Below are 15,204 nucleotides of genomic sequence, written 5' to 3' on the forward strand. Positions count from 1 at the left end.
CTCGTATTCAGAAGGAGACCTCAAGCCCCACGGGTTAGGTGGGGCCTGGGCGAGTTACCAGCTGAAGTCCTTGGCCTTGGCCTGATCGATCAAGGTGATGTCCACGGGAATGGTGGCAGGCACTTGCGAGCCCCACTTCTTGGCCAGGGCGATGCCCAGGGCCAGGCGGATCTGGTCGCGTGGGTATTGCGCCGAGGTGGCGATGAACTTGCTGCCCGGCTTCTGAATCGCCTTGATCGCTTCCGGTGCGCCATCGACGCTGACCAGTTTCACGTCCAGGCCGCTGGCTTCGATGGCCGAGAGTGCGCCGAGGGAGCCGTTGTCATTCACGCTGAAAATGCCCTTGAGCGTGGGCTGGGCCTGCAGCATGTTTTCGGTGACGGTCAGCGCCTGGTCACGCTCCTGCTTGCCGTTCTGGATGCTCACGATCTTGATGTCCGGGTGCTTGGCCACGGCCTCTTTGCAGCCGCGCACACGCTCAAGGATCGGCACCACGGCGATGCCGTCGAGGATCGCGATATTGCCTTTGTCGCCGATGTTCTTGGCCAGGAATTCACAGGCCTGGAAGCCGGCGTCGAAGTTCTTCGAGCCGACGAAGGAGTCCAGCGGGCCGTCAGCCTGGGCGTCTACCGCGACGACGACGACACCGGCGGCGTGGGCGGATTTGACCGCCGATTGCACGCCGACCGAGTCGGTGGGGTTGATCAGCAGGATATCGATGCCTTTTTGCAGCATGTCTTCGACGTCGCTGACCTGCTTGGACACGTCGTGGCGGGCGTCGGTGATGATCAGTTTGGCACCGATGGTCGCGCCGGCTTCTTCCAGGGCGTTTTTCATGGTGACGAAATAGGGGTTGTTGATTTCCTGGAAGGAGGCGCCGATGCGGATGGGCTTGGCGGCGTCGGCAAAGGCAGGGGCCGCGGCGCCGAGGGTGATGCTGACAGCCAGTAAACACAGGGTTTTCGGGAGCATTTTCATGGCGTGATTCTCTGTTTTGTTTTTATTTTTAGAGCAAATGTTATCGTTAACATTTTGCGAGAAACTAGCAAGTAAATGGGGGCTGTGCAAGCCCCCACTGGTCGCTTCGGATGTGGGAGCTGGCTTGCCTGCGATGGCATCAACCCGGTGTGCCTGATGTACCGAGGTGCTTGCATCGCAGGCAAGCCAGCTCCCACAGGGGTCTCATGCGCAGGGCAAAAACTCGCACATTTCTCACAGGCAACTAAGCTCAGCCTCCAACAAAAAATACCGAGCTAACCGCCATGGCCCACCCTACCGAGACCTTCCGCGCCCGCTATCGCGCCGCCATAAGCCGCCATTACCACCCGTGGCTGCACGCCGGTTTCGTCCTCGGTTACGGCATTTTCTGCATCACCCTGGCCTGGTCCACCACCGAGGCCATCACCCCGCTGCAGTGGCTGACGGTGCCGCTGACGCTGGTGTTCTTCAACCTGTGCATCTACCTCGTCCACCGCCACCTGGGCCATCACAAACACAGCCTCGCCAAGCTGTTTTATGCACGCCACACCGGCGACCACCACAGTTTCTTCACGCCCGGTCACATGACCTACGACAGCCCACGGGACTGGCGCGTGATCCTGTTCCCGGCGTGGCTGATCGTGCTGCACAGCCTGGCCATCACCCTGCCCGCCTGGTGGCTGCTCGCGCACCTGAGCCCGAACATCGCCGGGCTGTTTGCCGGCTGCATGATCCTCGGTTATTTACTTTACGAAGTGTTTCACGCCTGCGAGCACCTGCCCGCCAATCACCCCGTGGCGCGCCTGCCCTGGATTCGCCAGATGCACCAACTGCACGCGTTGCATCATCGCCGTGAGCTGATGCAGGGGCGCAATTTCAATATCGTTCTTCCGCTGATGGATTACCTGTTCGGCACTCTGCATTGGGAACCTAACGCCCACGACAACCAGGAATAGTCATGAACCACCGCCGCAAAAATCTTCGCCATGGGCTGTTTGTTCTGTCACTGGCGCTGATTGCCTTTCTGCTGCTGATGCCCACCCACGTACAACCGGTGAACTGGGCCCCGCCCGAGGCGCCCTCGCTGAAACACGGCACCTACGCCGAGAACCAGCGGCTTCAGGCGGTACAACGCATTGGCGCACCGGACATCGCCGGGCCTGAGGCGTTGTTATTGGATGCCCAGGGTTTTCTGGTCAGCGGCCTGCAGGACGGGCGCATCATCCGCACATCGCCCGACAGCCACAGCCTGGAGGTGCTCGCCAATACCGGTGGGCGCCCACTCGGCCTGGCACTGCACCCGGATGGGCGCTTGATCATCGCCGACGGCGTCAAGGGCTTGCTCGCACTGGATGCCAATCGTCAACTCACGCTGTTGAGCAGCAGCGCGAACGGCCTGCCCTTTGGTTTTACCAATGATGTGACCATCGATGCCAGTGGGCGCTTTGCCTATTTCAGTGACGCCTCCAGCCGCTGGGGCTACGGCCAGGATGGCGAAGCCGTGATCGAGCATGGCGGCGATGGCCGGCTGTTGCGCTACGACTTCAAAAACCGCACCACCGAGGTGTTGCTGAACCACCTGCAATTCGCCAACGGCGTGGCGCTCGGCCCGGATGAAAACTACGTGCTGGTGAATGAAACCGGCGCCTACCGCATCAGCCGCTACTGGCTCAAAGGCGAGCGCACCGGCAGCCACGACCTGTTTATCGACAACCTGCCAGGCCTGCCGGACAACCTCAGTTTCAACGGCAACGAGCGCTTTTGGGTCGCCCTGTATTCGCCGCGCAACCCGTTGCTGGATGGGTTCGCCGGCTATCCGCTGATGCGCAAGGTGATGGTGCGCGCGCTGATGGTGGTGCCCAAGCCCATCGAGCGCAAAGCCTTCGTGCTGGGGCTGGACACCGACGGCAAGGTCATCGCCAATTTGCAGGATGGCAGCGCGGGCAATTACTCGCCCATCACCACCGCGCGCGAATATGGCGACTGGTTGTACCTGGGCTCATTGAACAGCACGAGCATGGCGCGCCTGCCCTTGAAGCTCGCACTGGCCCACGAATAACACCCGCGAATAAAAAAGGGGCAGTCCGCATGGACTGCCCCCTCACGCCTGCAGCAATGGATCAGTGAACGATATCCTGGGTGCAGATGTGCCCGAAGGTCACATAGGACACATTGTCACCACCGACACCCACACCTGGGTATTCGTCCAGCTCGATTCGCCAGCCGCCGAAGTTGAAGGTGGTCTCCCAGTTGTACTTCACACCGGTGCTGCTATCCGGGTACCGCACACGGTTTTCACCGAAGCAGGTACCGAGCGCGGCACTGGCCAGGGACGTGCCCGCACTGTTGGTGGTGGCCTTGTAGTCGGTCCAGTTGTACTCGGTGCCTACAAAGTGCTTGTCGACGCGCAGGATCGGCGTGACACCCAACAGCGGTGCGCCCGTGGAATCGGACCAGTTGGTGCTCCAGGTCAACGTCCGCCCAGCCTGGGTTGCCATCCAGAATACCGAGGCCGGCACCCGCACGATGTTGTCGCCCTTCACATCCGAGCTGTTCAAGCGCGGCGTAGAGCCCAGGCTAAGGCTGTACTGTTTGGTCGGGTCCTGTGTCACGGCCGGGTTGGCGCGTACGCGCACCTTGACGGTAGAGCCCGGCGTGACGCTCGGGTAAGTCGAGGTGGAACCGGCCGGTACGGTGATCCAGTTCACGCCATCGAAGCGGTCGAAGATCCACTGGTTACGGCTGCCACTCTCATCGCCCGCCAGGTACATGCTCACGCTTTGGCCACGCACCGCCTTGAAGTCGAAGTAATCGACGTCATTGGCGTTGTCGAGGTTGCCGGTCACCTTGTTCATCGAGTCCGGCAGCGCGAAGGCGGTTTGCGGCGTGTCGTTGGGTTCATAGGCATCGATATTGGTGTCCACCGCCACGCCGAAACTGAACTGCGCGTTGTTCGCGGTCTTGGCCACCATGAACCAGTAGTAATCCCCCGCCGGCAGGATACCGCCCAGGTATTCATCGGCATTGCCAGGGCTGTCGGAAGTGTCGATCAGTTGCGGATTGCCCTGGCCGTCATCACGGAACAGGCTCAGCGACATATCGGCACCGGCGCTCTGGTTGATCAACTGCACCAATACACGGGCGTTGTGCGGCAGGTTGAAGTGGTAAGGAAACTCCTGGCCCGTTTGCACTTGGTCGATGGTGTAGAGGGTGTTGATATCCAGGGTTGGGAACAACGGTTCAAAGGCGGCGACGGCAGCACTTTTCAGGTTGGCCTGGCTCGGCTTTTTCAACTCGCCGACGGCGGTGTTGAACGGTGCGGATTTGGCCGCTTTGACAGCGGGTTTTACCTTGCCATTTTTGGCGTCGAGAAACTTTTGCAGCACCTCGTCCGAGATCGGCACCGGCGTCAGCGTGCCGCCCGGTTTCAGCGCGTCAATCAAGGTCTGGTTGACCGTGCCGGGGGTGAGTGTGGGAAGGGTTTGCTCGGCCAGGGCAGAGGCCGAAATAAAGCAGGAGGCCATCATGGCCGCGCCCAGCATAAAGGCTTTTGCAGGTTTCATTTTTTATCCATCCATAGTTAAAAAATTGAAGCTCAGGTGATCGGTGACATCCGGTCACCTGGGATGGAATGTAGGACAAGACTGTATGCATGTACAGTATTTTTTGAAAAAATTTGCCCCTCGGAAAATAGGTCAACCGCTCAAGCGCCTACAAAAAAGGCGCGTCAATACCCGGTCATCTCCAGATAACCCACCCCACCGTCAAACTGCACCGGCCCTTCCCAGTAGGGAATGCTCAGGTTCATCCACGCCTTCGGGTTGACGGCCTGTGTGGTGATATCCAACTGTTTACCAGGAATTTTCAGCGACCAGCGTGTAGGAATACTGCGCCCGTCGATGTCAGTGGTGGCCACGGGTGTGAGCTGGATATCGGCGTTGTGCAAGGTCTGCGTGTGGCCTTGTTGATCGATCCACGTGCCGGTGAGATAGCCCGCGCCGTCTGTTTGCCGAACGCGGAACAGCATCAGTTGCTCGCCACGGTCCAGGTGCAGCGAGAACCAGTCCCAACCGGTCTGGCTGGCCGCCAGCGGTTGGCTGCTCCATTCGCGGTCAAGCCAGGCCGGGCCGCTGACCTGATAGGTGTTGCCGTCGATGCTGACGCTGCCGGTCGCGGTAAAAAACGGCTGGCTGTAGTAGTAGGACGCCTGGCCCTGATCGGATTTGCGGCTGTAGCCGTTGTCGCCTTGCAGCACCAGCGGGCGGCTGGAAGTCAGGTGCAAGTCGTAGGCGAATTGCGCACCACCGGCCTTGAGTTGCATGTCGGCCAACGGGCTTGATGCGCCGGGGCGGGTGGCGAAATTCCAGTCGTCGATCCAGGCGTTGAACGGCAGCGCCTGGGCACCGGCCTGGCCAACGCCGCCACGGGCATAGCGTTCGGCGGCGTAGTGGCGGTTGGCGGAGGTCACGGCGGCGTGGCCGAGCCAAATGGTTGAGTCATGCCAGCCGGGTTGCGTCGGCCCCGCCTTCAAGGCATTGCGAAACAACGTCCATTGCACGCCGAACACATTGCCTTGCGCGTCCTTGAGGTTGGCGGTGACGTACCACCACTCGATGCGAAAACCATCATGGGGGCCGTGGTCCTCGGGAAAGCTGAAGACTTTGCCGGGCACCACCTGGGCAAAGTCCGCCGCAGCGCTGCCCAGGCCGGCGAAACTTTCTGGTGGCGCGGGCGCTTTGTCGCATGCCGTCAGCAGCAACACGGCGGCCCACAACAGGGCTTTAATCTTCATTGGCAAAAGTCCTCAGCAAATCCGCCGGGCGACTGCGGTACAGCTGCCACAGCGGCCAGGCCGAAGCCAGCAACGTGGCCAACAGTGCCAACCCCAACAATTGCGCGAGTTGCCACGGGAACACCTGCAACGGCAGGCGCCAGCCGAAGGCCTGCACGTTGATGACCGCGTCCAGGCACCACGTCAACAGCAGGCCCAGAGGCAATGCCAGCACCAGGGTGAGTACCGCCAGCAGCCAGGTCTGGCCGAGGTTGAGCAGCATCAGTTGCCGTCGCGTCACCCCCAGCGCCCACAGCGGCGCGAGTTGGCCCAGGCGGCTTTGGCTCTGGGTCAGCAGGCTGATAAACAGCGCCACACCGGCGACGCCGAGGGTGAGGCTGTTCAACGCGGCAGTGGCGGCGAAGGTGCGCTCGAACACCTGGCTCGACCAGCCTTTGAGTTGCTGCTGATCGACGATGCGGCTGTCTTCCAGCGCAAACACGCGCTGCACCTCTTGCACCAGCGGTTGTACATTCTGCGGCAGCACCCGCAGGTTGAAGCGGGCCGGTGTCAGCGCCGGCCAGTGCGCCAGCAGGTGCTTCGAATTGACCAGCAGATGGCCCTTGGGGTTGCCATAGTCGGCGTAAATCCCCACCACCTTGGGCGACCACATACCCTGCGGGGTCGGGATAGCCAGCGCATCGCCCAGCTGCACGTTCAAGCGGCGCGCCAATTGCTCGCTGAGCATCACCGTGTCGTCTTGCTGCAACTGGTCCCACGGCGCGCTCGCCGCCGTCAGCAACGGCCAATGCTGGCGATAGGTGGGGTCGTCGACCACACCGAAGACATCCGCCGGCCAGCCCTGCAATTGCACGGCGACCTGCCAGGTCGGCAGCACGGTCTGCACCAAGGGCTGCTGCGCCAACCAGGTCGTGAGTTGCTCGGCCTGGGCCGGGGTTTGCGGGTTGAGGTACAGCTCGGCCGTCAGGCGCTGCTCCAGCCAGTTGTTGAACGTCTGGCGGAAGCCCGACGTCATCGAGCCCGCGCCGATATTCGCCGCCAACGCCAACAGCAACGCCATCAGCGCCAGGCTCAAGGCCGGCAACTGCTGGCGGCAGTCGGCCAGGAACCACTGGCCCAGCACTGAACGGCTGCGCCCGAGCACTGCCGTCAACAAGCCGTTGAGCACCACCGGCAAGCCAAGGGCCGCGCCCAGCAGCAAGGCGGCCATCAGCACAAAACCGGCGGCCAGGCTGTCGCCCAGCCACAGTGCCAGCAAGGCGATCAGCAGCGCAGTCGCCGCCACCCAACCCTGGCGCCGCAACCAGCGCCCGTGCGCGTCGTGCCAGGCCTGGGCGTTCGCCAGCGCCAGCAACGGCAAGCGCGCCGCCCGCCACAGGCTGCTGCCACCCGCGAGCAGCGCGCCCAACAGGCTCAAGCCCAACCCGGCCATCCACCACCACGGGCTGAGGCTCAATTGGCCCGGCACCTCGGCGCCATACAGGCCGCGCAAACTGGCGGCCACATCCGGCAGCAGCAGGCTGGCCAGCAGGTAACCGCTGGCCACGCCAAGCACGCCGCCGAGCAACGACAACACCCCCAGCTCCACGCCCAGGCTGAGAATCAGCATGCGCGCACTGACCCCGCACGCACGCAATGTACGCAGCAGCCCACGGCGTTGCTCCAGCGCCAGGCCGATGGCGGCGTGGACGATAAACAGCCCCACCACAAACGACAGAAAACCCAGGGCGTCGAGGTTCAGGTGAAAACTTTCGGTGAGGCGCGCGAGGTTATTGTCCTCGCCCTGCTTGAGTTGCAGCGCAGCGGGCGGCGTGGGATGCGTGGCGGCAAAGGCCTTGTCCAGCAGCAGGCGTGACAGGCGCCCGGGCATGTCGAGCAAGGGTTGCGCAAAGCCGATATCGGTCAGCAACACGCCGGGGGCCATGTCCTGCTGAACCTGCAACGGCGGCAAGGCTTGGCCGCTGGCGGTCAGCGGTTGCTCGCCTTCCCGCAGCCCGAGGGCCGACAGGGTTTGCGGTGCGATCCAGGTACGCCCCGGCGGGTTGAAAAACGCGACCATCTGCGCCTGGCTCAACCGCTGCCCCGCCACCGCGCCACCACCGGGCAGCGACAGCGGGTCGATGCCCATCAACTGCAGGCGTTGGTCTGCGTGCCCCTTGAGCAGCAATCGCCCCTGCACCACCGGCGACACCGGCCAACCAGCGCGGCGCAACTGGGCAAACACGGCCTGGGGAAAGCTCGCGCCGTCCGGCGCACTCAGGCTGGCCTGCGGCTCACCGCCGATCAATTGGCTGGCGCGCGCGTAACTGTCCCGCGCCTGGCTGTTAAGCGCCTGCACGCCGGTCAACAGTGCGGTGGCCAACCACAGGCCCGTGAGTACACTGAAAAACTGCACCGGGTGGCGCCGCCAATGGCTCAGCAACGCGCGCAACGCCCAATAAAACACTGCCATCTCAGCGTGCATCCGCAGGCACGACACGCCCGCGATGCAACACCACCTGTCGGTCCAGGCGTGCGGCAATGCGCGGGCTGTGGGTAACCATCAACAGGCTGGTGGGGCTGTCGCGCAGCAGGTCCAGCAGCAGTTGCAGCACTTCATCGCTGGTGGCTTCGTCGAGGTTGCCGGTAGGCTCATCCGCCAGCAGCAAGCCAGGGCGCGACGCCAATGCACGCCCCACCGCCACACGCTGTTGCTGGCCGCCGGACAGCTGCTCGGGATAGCGCTTGAGCAAATCGCCCAGCCCCAGGCGCTCGACCAACTGCGCCTGCCACTGCGGGTCATAGCGCCCCGCCAGGCGCGCCTGGAAGGCCAGGTTGTCGTCGACGCGCAAGCTGCCGATCAGGTTGAACTGCTGGAACACCAGGCCGATTTCAGTCCGCCGCCAGTGCGCCAGTTGCGCCTCGCTCAACTGATCCAGGCGCTGCTCACCGACCTGGATGCTGCCACCGTCCACGCGATCCAGCCCGGCCACCAGGTGCAGCAAGGTACTTTTTCCGCTGCCCGACTCGCCCATCAGCGCCAGGCTGCTACGCTCACTCAAGTGCAGGTCGACGCCCGCCAGCACCGCCAGTGGGCCTTGCGGGGTGGCATAGTTTTTAAGAACACCTTGCACTTGCAACATAAGAACGCTCGCTCGAAGGACTCCGAACGAGAATAACGGCTGACTGCCAGCCCCACGCAAATTTTTCACATGGATTTCACTGCTTGCCCACCCTCGCCCCTCTAAATTGCCCGCCAAGTGCCCTAATCGGCAACTTGTTAGTTGCCCTGCATGGCAACTTTCTAACCGCAACGTGTTCAGCGAAAAGACAGCAGCCCTGTGACAGTCTCCTACTCCACGACGGGCATTCGTCAATGCATTGCGCCTACTTAAATAAAACACTGCTCCGACAGTGCCCATGGTGAATGATGTGGTTGACCTTACCTTGACCAAACCGCGCTCGCGCCGGGCCTCTATCAAGCGGTTGCGAAAGTGGGGCGCAGGCCTTGCCATCATCGCCTTGCTGCTCACCGGTTTCCTGCTGTGGCCGTCATCGCCACGTGACCTGGGCATCGGCAATCGCTTGCTGACATCGCAAGTTTTACCCAGCTGGCGCGATGGTGATTTGATCGTACTGGTACGCCATGAAGAGCGCTGCGATCGCTCGGCGAACCCTTGCTTCGGCGCACCTGAAGGCCTGACAGTGGTCGGCACCCAACGCGCACAAGAGCTGGGCAAAGCCTTCATCAAACTCGGCATGGACGGCACCGACGTGCTCGCCAGCCCTGCCCTTCGCACCGCCCAAACCTTGCAATTCATGTTCGGTAAAGCCGAGCTGACCTCCGGCCAACAGGCAATCTGCGGCAAGGCCATGGGCGACGAACTGCTCAGCCACAAACAGCCTGGGCGCAACCTTGTCTTTGTCACCCACAGTGGCTGTATCGCTGACTTCGAAAAGAGCCTGGGTTTCCCCCACTCCAAGTTTTCCGAATACGGCAGCGCCCTGTTCGTGCGGGTCAAGGCAAACGGCAAATTCGAGACCCTGGGCATCATGAACAGCCAGGCGTGGGCCGCCGTAATGAAAAAGCTCTAACAATTTTTTACATCTATCCCGGCGCATGTTCAGGAATACGACAGGCCCGTTCTGGCATGTTTCGTAGCACCCGCTATTTTTGGATGTCATGAATACTTTCATCGACTTAGTGAACGTTGTGATTCTTATAACTCCTACTTGCTTACACCACTTCTCAACCACTAAACGTCAAGGAGCGACGTTTTCATGACCCGTTTGAAACCCCTGCCACTGCTGCTACTCGCCTTCGCCGTGTTTTATTTACTGCCCATGGGCCTGCACGGTTTGTGGATCCCGGATGAGACCCGCTACGCCCAGATCAGCCAGGAAATGCTCCTGAGCGGCAACTGGGTCGCACCGCATTTCATGGGTGTGCGCTATTTCGAAAAACCCGCCGCCGGCTATTGGCTGATTGCCCTTGGGCAGGCGGTATTTGGTGAAAACCTGTTCGGCGTACGCATCGCCTCGGCCCTGACCACCGGCCTGAGCGTGGTGCTGGCCTACCTGATCGCACGCCGCCTGTGGAACGACCCACGCAAGAGCTTCGCCTGCGCCCTGCTCTACATGAGTTTCGGGCTGGTGGCCGGCCAAGCGGGCTACTCCAACCTCGACCCGCAGTTCACCTTGTGGGTCAACCTCAGCCTGGTCGCGCTGTGGTTTGCGTTGGACAGCCGCACACCGCGTGGCCGGCTGGGCGCCTGGGCAATGCTGGGCGTGGCGTGCGCCATGGGCTTTATGACCAAGGGTTTTCTGGCCTGGCTGTTACCGGTGCTGATCGCCGTGCCGTACATGCTATGGCAGCGCCGCCTGGGCGAGTTGCTGCGCTACGGCCCGCTGGCGATTGGCGTGGCGGTGCTGCTTTGCCTGCCGTGGGTGTGGGCGATTCATCTGCAGGAACCGGACTACTGGCGGTTCTTCTTCTGGCACGAGCATATCCGCCGCTTCTCCTCCGACAATGCCCAGCACGCGCGGGCCTGGTGGTTCTTTCTGCCGATCATGGTGGTGGCGTGCCTGCCGTGGGCCGCGCTGCTGCCCAGCACCGTGCTCAAGGCCTGGAAAGACAAAGGCCAACCGTCGATTGTGTTCCTGGCCCTATGGCTGCTGTTGCCACTGTTTTTTTTCAGCCTGAGCAACGGCAAGCTGCCCACCTATATCATGCCGTGCCTGCTGCCATTGGCGTTGCTGATGGGCCATGCGCTGGTCGAGCTGATCAAACACGGCAAGCCGCGCGCGATCCTCATCAACGGCCTGGTCAACACCGTGATCGGCCTGGTGGCAATGGTGGGGCTGATCTACCTGCAAATCAGCAACCCGATGTACGGGCACAGCCACGCCGAGATGTTCAGCCTGTCGCTGGCCTTTATCGTGCTGTTGTTCTGGATCCTGGCCAACCTGCTGCAAGCGGTTCGCCCGCTGACATTGTGGGCAATGCCGGCCCTGGGCATTGGTCTGCTGGTGGCGCTGTTGCCGGCCGGCATGCCGGAGATGATCACCGATACCGAAATGCCCGATCAGTTCGTGCTTGAACACATGGATGAATTGCAACAAACCCATGCTCTGATCAGCAATGAGTTGGGCTCGGCATCCGCCTTGTCCTGGCGCCTGCGCCGTCCTGAAGTGGCGTTTTACGACACCGAGGGCGAACTGCGCTATGGCCTCAAGTATGCCGACTCGATACACCGCAAGGTCGATCTGGACAGCGTCCAGGCATGGCTTGCCGATGCGCGCCAGCAAGGCTCGGTCGGTGTGCTGATGCGCGTCAGAAGCACCAGCGAGCACCGCGAAGAAGGGCAACTGCCACCGGGAGGCAAGCGGTATCGCAAGGGCGCCCTGCTACTGATCATCTACCCGCAGCTTCCTTAACGTTACGCCTGCCGTGAGAACTGCCCATGAGCTTGTGGAAAACCGAACGCGGCGCCCTGTTGTTACTGCTGGGCGTCTCGGCGTTACTCCTGCTGCTGGGCCTGGGCAGTCGCGACTTGTGGGGGCCGGAAACCCGCTGGGCCAACATCGCCTTGCAGATGTTGCAGAGCGGTGACTACTTCGACCCCTATCTGAAGGGCGCGCCCTACTACGACAAACCCCTGCCCTCCTACTGGCTGATCACCGGCTTCGCCAACCTGCTGGGCGGGCTCGGCCCGTGGTCGCTGCGCCTGTCGTCGGTGATTGCGGCGTGGCTGAGCATCTGGCTGGTGTACCTGATCGGCGAACGTCTGTTTCGCAAAGGCACCGGGCTGATTGCCGGCTGGATGCTGGCCACCACCTTCTACTTTCTGTTCTGGGCGCGCGTGGCCACCGCCGACGTGCTGACCGTGTGTGGCGTGCTGGCGGCGGTGTGGTGGTATTGGCGCGGCCCGGATGACACCCGGCTGGGGCGCTACACGGTATTTTTCCTGCTGTTGGCGGCCACCTCGTTGTTCAAAGGCTTGATCGGCTTCGTGCTGCCCGGCCTGGTGTTGTTGCCGCACCTGCTCAGCGAACACCGCTACAAGCGCCACCTCAACCTGCGCCTGTTGGCGGCGATGCTGATTGCGGCGGCGTTCTATTCGATCCCCTTCGTGCTCTCCCACCTGTATGGCGCACCCACTTACGGCGAGAGCGGGCTTGAACTGGTGTTCAAGGAAAACGTCGTGCGCTTTTTCGACCCCTTCGACCACATGGGGCCGATCTACACCTACCTGATCTACCTGCCCGCCTACACCCTGCCCTGGGCGCCGTGCTGGCTGCTCGGCTTGTGGTTGGCGCTGCGTCACTGGCGCCAAACGCCACCCAACGTACGCTGGCTGGTGTGGGGCCTGGGCATGCTGTTTGTGTTCTTCACCGCCAGTGGCAGCCGTCGCAGTTATTACGTGTTACCGCTGGTGCCGTTCGCCCAGTTGCTGGCCGCCTGGTGGCTGAGTGAACGCCTGCAGAAAAACCCGGCCAGTTGGCCACGCTGGCAAAAAGGTTTCGGCCTTACCGCCGGCGCGTTGCTGCTGGTACTCGGAGTGATCTATCCCTGGACCACCGGCAACGGCGGCGTGACCCGCTTCGCTGAAGACGTGCAAGCCGAAGCCGTCAAAAGTGCGCCGTGGAACCAGTGGCAAATGGTGCTGGTGGAAGTCGACAACAAGCTGCCGATGTACCTGCAAAATGGCGGCAAGCCGTTCTACTACGTGAGCGAAACCCAGGACTACCCCCGCCAGGGCGACAGCGCCGCGCTGATGGCCTGGCTACAGAAAACCAGCGGCCAAGGCTTCGACCCGCAGCACACCATTATCGTCGCGCAGTATTCCAAGGAAGACCCTACGCCGCTGGCCTATCTGGGGGCGGATCACAAGGTGATCACCACGCAGCCGGATAATGGCGAGCGGATGTTCCAGAAGCGTACAAGCGGCAGCGTGGCGTTTGTGCCATCGGGTAAATGACAGCACCTGACAGCGCCTGCTTTAAATGCTTGGCAGGCTTGCCGCGTGAATAAAGCTCTGCGCATCTGTGAAGCGGTTGAATTGCTGCTGGCTGAGCATGTAAAAGTCATCGCAATGCACAACGGTGGCTGTCAAAGCCACCGCCCGTAGCGCACTATTATTGTTGGTGCAAAGCGGGAAAACCATGATTGGCGAACTGTACCAACCGGCGCGCTTCAGAGCCCGGCAACGTGGAAGCGAAGTTCGATTGAAAGTGTTCAGGAAGCAAGAAAGCCCGACCTTTCAGGCCATCTATCTTGCCGTTACCGGCGGTCGATTCTTTGCCACCTTTTCTGTCAATGATTTGCAGGACTCGCTCTGCATTAGCAGCAAGTTCAGCTCTGCGGTCTGCGGGGAACTCGGGGCTTTCCCAATCTCCACCTATTTTCGCCTTGAAAGCGATCAGTTCTTTATCACTCAGGGCCGCGGGAAGCACCTTGAACAAAGGGCCAGCTGTAATTTCTTCCACTGTGCGGTAGTCGCCCCTCACTCGACCGTTGAAAACCTCCTCCAGCGCGGAATAACCCTGCTGACTGAACGCCTCCAGGCGGCCCACCTCGGAAGAAGAATCGTCAGAGCCGATAGCGTCCAAAAAACCATCCCCGACAGAATGGTTTCTGATCCTTTCAACGCCCGGATCGTGATCAATGTAGTTAACCACACGCGCCAAGCGAAACATGGCCTCATTACGCGATTCAGGGTCTGTATTGGCAGGGGTAAAGTCACCCACCTGTTGCTTCAGGCCATCGATCAAGGCTTCCCAGCGCGCGTGACCTAGCGCTCCCCTGCCCCATTTCTCCTCGAGTATTCCTACGTTCAAGATGGGGTTGTTGTCGGAGATCTGCGATGCGGAACGTCGATCATCCACAGGCCTGGTTTCTCCGCGCGCAGGCAGGTGCGACGTGTTCATTTCACCTCGCAATGCCGGCGGCATTGGCGAGTGGGTAGACACTGTACGAACGGGGTTCCCATCAGGGGTGAATGTTGGTTTTTGCTCAGTGGCTTGGCTGTTTTTATGAGCATCCGGGAAAATACTAGGACGTTGAAAACCAATGGGGAAGGACATAGGCACCTGCTGACTAAATGTTTAAGGGCGCCCGAACAGGTACGCCGTGTCTCCTATTGGGTTATGGCAGGAAAGTGGTTCCGCTGGCTGTACGATGCTGGTGCCTGTCTCTGACGGAATGTTCCTTATGTGCCGTTAGTCATTCACCATCGTGCATCATGACGGTCATGGCATTTGGTCATGGTTTGTAAAGGGCCAGCAAGCTGCGTCCCTTTTAATTGCAGGACGTTTCCTAGACAATCCCTGCCGCCTTGTGCCTGCTGGAATCGGTGGCTAGTCTGCGGTCCGTCACTGCTCATCAGTGATCGGGTTTAGTCGCCCGGATTCTTAATCAGGCGCATCGTCCTCCATGAGGTTTTATGGTGGCTGTGCGCAGGGCGCCTTCGGGTGCGCCGGATTCTCCTGATTAGCCGGTCGACTAACCTGCGTACAGCCGCCACCCATTCGTTTAGTCGCGACCGGGCCGGCTTCTGACTTAATCAGGAGCTACTCAATGAAAAAAGTTACGCCCAATCCCCCGCTCAATCCCGCAAAAGACCGTGCCGCATTCAACCGCGCCATCGACCATTACTTGCCCTCTGAAGGTGTTCACAGCGTTAAAGAAGACCTGAGCTTCGAAGACGCGCTGCTCTATACCGCCAGCTTGCTGCACAGTGCTTCGGCCACGGCACTGGATTGTGGTGAACAGTTGGCGAGCCCCCAACGAGAAAAGATTCTGGCGGTGTGGCATTTGCTGGAGGTTGCCAAGACCACGGTGGATCGTTCCATCGAGTATCTGAAACCGGCAAAGACAGCGGCCTAAACGCTGTTAAACCTGTGGGAGCGGCGGTGCGACGATTCGACTTGCTCGCGAATACGGTGGGTCAGTT

12 protein-coding genes and 1 pseudogene are annotated in these 15,204 nt (G+C 61.1%); 6 read left to right on the top strand and 7 right to left on the bottom strand.

What is annotated here, in order from left to right; all coding sequences use genetic code 11:
- Positions 1-54: 54 nt before the first annotated feature.
- Positions 55-978 carry a substrate-binding domain-containing protein gene (locus tag PspR76_RS19490; protein ID WP_159957895.1) on the bottom strand — a complete coding sequence of 308 codons (924 nt, stop codon included), beginning with the start codon at positions 976-978 and terminating at the stop codon, positions 55-57.
- Between the two features lie 284 nt (positions 979-1,262).
- On the opposite strand from PspR76_RS19490, the gene PspR76_RS19495 reads away from it, so the two are divergent.
- Entirely contained in the window at positions 1,263-1,934 is a 672-nt protein-coding gene (locus PspR76_RS19495; protein WP_159957897.1) for a sterol desaturase family protein, read from the top strand.
- A 2-nt stretch (positions 1,935-1,936) separates the two neighbouring features.
- Complete coding sequence (locus PspR76_RS19500; protein ID WP_159957899.1) at positions 1,937-3,037, top strand: SMP-30/gluconolactonase/LRE family protein; 1,101 nt, start codon at positions 1,937-1,939, stop codon at positions 3,035-3,037.
- A 61-nt stretch (positions 3,038-3,098) separates the two neighbouring features.
- Here PspR76_RS19500 and PspR76_RS19505 read toward each other — a convergent pair whose 3' ends face one another.
- From PspR76_RS19505 to PspR76_RS19520, 4 genes are all read right to left on the bottom strand, one after another.
- Positions 3,099-4,541, bottom strand: coding sequence for a hypothetical protein (locus PspR76_RS19505; protein WP_159957901.1), 1,443 nt, complete (start codon positions 4,539-4,541; stop codon positions 3,099-3,101).
- A gap of 164 nt (positions 4,542-4,705) precedes the next feature.
- Positions 4,706-5,770, bottom strand: coding sequence for a lipocalin-like domain-containing protein (locus tag PspR76_RS19510; RefSeq protein ID WP_159957903.1), 1,065 nt, complete (start codon positions 5,768-5,770; stop codon positions 4,706-4,708).
- Entirely contained in the window at positions 5,760-8,222 is a 2,463-nt protein-coding gene (locus PspR76_RS19515) for an FtsX-like permease family protein (protein WP_159957905.1), read from the bottom strand. The genes PspR76_RS19510 and PspR76_RS19515 overlap by 11 nt, the downstream gene beginning before the upstream one ends.
- A gap of 1 nt (position 8,223) precedes the next feature.
- Entirely contained in the window at positions 8,224-8,892 is a 669-nt protein-coding gene (locus tag PspR76_RS19520; protein ID WP_159957907.1) for an ABC transporter ATP-binding protein, read from the bottom strand.
- Positions 8,893-9,169: 277 nt separating this feature from the next.
- Here PspR76_RS19520 and PspR76_RS19525 point away from each other — a divergent pair, with 277 nt between their 5' ends.
- The 3 genes from PspR76_RS19525 (at position 9,170) to PspR76_RS19535 (ending at position 13,230) form a co-directional block, all read left to right on the top strand.
- Positions 9,170-9,844 carry a histidine phosphatase family protein gene (locus PspR76_RS19525; protein ID WP_174245643.1) on the top strand — a complete coding sequence of 225 codons (675 nt, stop codon included), beginning with the start codon at positions 9,170-9,172 and terminating at the stop codon, positions 9,842-9,844.
- A 186-nt stretch (positions 9,845-10,030) separates the two neighbouring features.
- On the top strand, positions 10,031-11,686 hold the full coding sequence (gene arnT / locus PspR76_RS19530) for a lipid IV(A) 4-amino-4-deoxy-L-arabinosyltransferase (protein WP_159957911.1): 1,656 nt from the start codon (positions 10,031-10,033) through the stop codon (positions 11,684-11,686).
- A gap of 26 nt (positions 11,687-11,712) precedes the next feature.
- Positions 11,713-13,230, top strand: coding sequence for an ArnT family glycosyltransferase (locus PspR76_RS19535; RefSeq protein ID WP_159957913.1), 1,518 nt, complete (start codon positions 11,713-11,715; stop codon positions 13,228-13,230).
- A gap of 21 nt (positions 13,231-13,251) precedes the next feature.
- On the opposite strand, the pseudogene PspR76_RS31695 reads toward PspR76_RS19535, so the two are convergent.
- Positions 13,252-13,353, bottom strand: a pseudogene (locus PspR76_RS31695) (ABC transporter ATP-binding protein); the annotation flags it as partial.
- Between the two features lie 34 nt (positions 13,354-13,387).
- Complete coding sequence (locus tag PspR76_RS19540; RefSeq protein ID WP_159957915.1) at positions 13,388-14,335, bottom strand: hypothetical protein; 948 nt, start codon at positions 14,333-14,335, stop codon at positions 13,388-13,390.
- A gap of 493 nt (positions 14,336-14,828) precedes the next feature.
- Here PspR76_RS19540 and PspR76_RS19545 point away from each other — a divergent pair, with 493 nt between their 5' ends.
- The gene (locus tag PspR76_RS19545; protein WP_159957917.1) at positions 14,829-15,137 is read left to right on the top strand and encodes a DUF6124 family protein; all 309 of its coding nucleotides are present in this window, start codon (positions 14,829-14,831) and stop codon (positions 15,135-15,137) included.
- Positions 15,138-15,204: the final 67 nt, after the last annotated feature.

Origin of the sequence: Pseudomonas sp. R76, from assembly GCF_009834565.1 — a bacterium.
Taxonomy (GTDB): Bacteria; Pseudomonadota; Gammaproteobacteria; order Pseudomonadales; family Pseudomonadaceae; genus Aquipseudomonas.

Coding starts and splice junctions, on each gene's coding strand:
- PspR76_RS19525 (WP_174245643.1), top strand. CDS start 9,170: ATGGTGAATGATGTGGTTGACCTTACCTTGACCAAACCGCGCTCGCGC.
- PspR76_RS19495 (WP_159957897.1), top strand. CDS start 1,263: ATGGCCCACCCTACCGAGACCTTCCGCGCCCGCTATCGCGCCGCCATA.
- arnT (WP_159957911.1), top strand. CDS start 10,031: ATGACCCGTTTGAAACCCCTGCCACTGCTGCTACTCGCCTTCGCCGTG.
- PspR76_RS19505 (WP_159957901.1), bottom strand. CDS start 4,541: ATGAAACCTGCAAAAGCCTTTATGCTGGGCGCGGCCATGATGGCCTCC.
- PspR76_RS19540 (WP_159957915.1), bottom strand. CDS start 14,335: ATGTCCTTCCCCATTGGTTTTCAACGTCCTAGTATTTTCCCGGATGCT.
- PspR76_RS19535 (WP_159957913.1), top strand. CDS start 11,713: ATGAGCTTGTGGAAAACCGAACGCGGCGCCCTGTTGTTACTGCTGGGC.
- PspR76_RS19500 (WP_159957899.1), top strand. CDS start 1,937: ATGAACCACCGCCGCAAAAATCTTCGCCATGGGCTGTTTGTTCTGTCA.
- PspR76_RS19510 (WP_159957903.1), bottom strand. CDS start 5,770: ATGAAGATTAAAGCCCTGTTGTGGGCCGCCGTGTTGCTGCTGACGGCA.
- PspR76_RS19545 (WP_159957917.1), top strand. CDS start 14,829: ATGAAAAAAGTTACGCCCAATCCCCCGCTCAATCCCGCAAAAGACCGT.
- PspR76_RS19490 (WP_159957895.1), bottom strand. CDS start 978: ATGAAAATGCTCCCGAAAACCCTGTGTTTACTGGCTGTCAGCATCACC.
- PspR76_RS19520 (WP_159957907.1), bottom strand. CDS start 8,892: ATGTTGCAAGTGCAAGGTGTTCTTAAAAACTATGCCACCCCGCAAGGC.
- PspR76_RS19515 (WP_159957905.1), bottom strand. CDS start 8,222: ATGGCAGTGTTTTATTGGGCGTTGCGCGCGTTGCTGAGCCATTGGCGG.